The organism is Thermogutta sp. (genome assembly GCF_014359955.1).
In the GTDB taxonomy this organism is placed as follows: Bacteria; Planctomycetota; Planctomycetia; order Pirellulales; family Thermoguttaceae; genus Thermogutta.
In genome coordinates this window covers 1-1,386 of record NZ_JACIYL010000997.1, presented here as the reverse complement: position 1 = coordinate 1,386, position 1,386 = coordinate 1, and the positions used below count along the sequence as shown (strand labels likewise).

Genomic DNA, 1,386 nt, shown 5'->3' with positions numbered 1-1,386 from the left:
AATCGCCAAGAGCGTTCTCGCCGATGATGTACCAGGACACGCCACGTTGGGTGTTTCATTAGCAACCCGTTAACACAGATTCTTCAGACGAGCATCGTTGACGGTCTTCACGCGGAACCTTGGCGACTGTCCACGGGAATAGAAGTCTGGCGAGGGTCGGCAGGCCATGGAACTGAACCGGTACCATTATTACATGCTGGGATTGTTCCTGCTCTTTTTCGGGCTGGAATTGCGGATGATCGACTCCGTGGTCCTCACGCCAGAGGCAACGAAATTCCTGGCCGAACGGACGGGCCATCCCGTAGCGACTGCCAGCGATGCCGTTGCCGCCGTAACCGGTGTGCAGACCAACCTTCCTCCCAAAACCGTGCGACCGCCCGAATGGCTTGGCTACGCGATGCTCTCCGCCGGTTCGGTTCTCGTACTCTACAGTCTCGCGCTGCCCAAACCCGGTGGCTGAATATGAGGTAGTGATCAGCGGTCATGTCAATTGTTCACGTCCGACTTGGTGCCGTGTTGACCAACCGTCCGCTGGAAAGTAGCGAAAACAGGCCGCCGTTTCATTCCGACCGCACTCCTTCATCTGCAACAGTTATCCGCACGATCGATCGACGGTCCTTTTGGCGGATTCTGGGCCGGTGGTTGGCCGCCCTTGGAATCCTCAAGGCGACACCCAAAGTTTGGGGAGAGACTTCGTCTACCAAAAGCGAGGACAAGGGCAACGGGTCGGGAGATCCGTTTAATCCGCAAATCCCGTCTACCACTTTCGATCCGCGGTCCAGTTCGAGTAGAGCAGGTCCGAACGATTCCCAGCCACGGCTTCGCGAGGGCACAGCGCTTGAGGCGATGACGGGCACGCTCCGGCCCGCGGGTGATCGCTACATGTTCTTCTCCGAGGACGGCAAGCATCGACTCGTCGTCCTGGAGAACCTCGCCCTTGAGCGGCTGCTTCGCGTTCAGAGCGCCTACGCCGGAAATGTTTTCTGGAAAGTTTGGGGCACTGTGACCGAGTTCCGCGGCCAAAATTTTCTCTTACTGAAACGTTCCCTCTTCGATCGCGTGGACACAGCCAACCCGTCGGCCCTCCCGTAAACACTTTAACAGCGCGAACGGACAGGAAACCTTACAACGCCTTAAGTCTCAACCGTGTCGACCAGGGTTTCATCGAACTGTTTTGCACGATCGGCCTTATTGCTGATCAGAAATCGCAGAAGCTTGCTTTTTCCGAAACTCTGCCCAACTGGCATACCAAGGTAACGGCGTGAAGCGGCGGGCAAAAATATGTCGCAATGGCCCCAGTCCCCACACTTTGCGCTGAAGTTCTTCCTGAGCTGCGAAGAAATGTTCGGCCGCCGCGATACGTTCTGCAGTCCACTCCCTTGCCCT

Annotated in this window: 3 protein-coding genes; 2 read left to right on the top strand and 1 reads right to left on the bottom strand. The window is 56.9% G+C overall.

Features of this window, described 5'->3' with window-relative positions; all coding sequences use genetic code 11:
- Positions 1-166 precede the first annotated feature (166 nt).
- Together H5U08_RS18875 and H5U08_RS18870 are read left to right on the top strand one after the other, a co-directional pair.
- Entirely contained in the window at positions 167-460 is a 294-nt protein-coding gene (locus tag H5U08_RS18875; protein WP_297036730.1) for a hypothetical protein, read from the top strand.
- A gap of 23 nt (positions 461-483) precedes the next feature.
- Complete coding sequence (locus H5U08_RS18870) at positions 484-1,092, top strand: hypothetical protein (protein ID WP_297036727.1); 609 nt, start codon at positions 484-486, stop codon at positions 1,090-1,092.
- 96 nt (positions 1,093-1,188) lie between these two features.
- Here the strand turns inward: H5U08_RS18870 and H5U08_RS18865 are convergent.
- The coding region (locus tag H5U08_RS18865; RefSeq protein ID WP_297036724.1) for a hypothetical protein at positions 1,189-1,386 on the bottom strand (198 nt) is incomplete at its 5' end.

Bases quoted from the DNA above. Each gene is read 5' to 3' on its own strand.
- H5U08_RS18875 (WP_297036730.1), top strand. From the start codon at position 167: ATGGAACTGAACCGGTACCATTATTACATGCTGGGATTGTTCCTGCTC.
- H5U08_RS18870 (WP_297036727.1), top strand. From the start codon at position 484: ATGTCAATTGTTCACGTCCGACTTGGTGCCGTGTTGACCAACCGTCCG.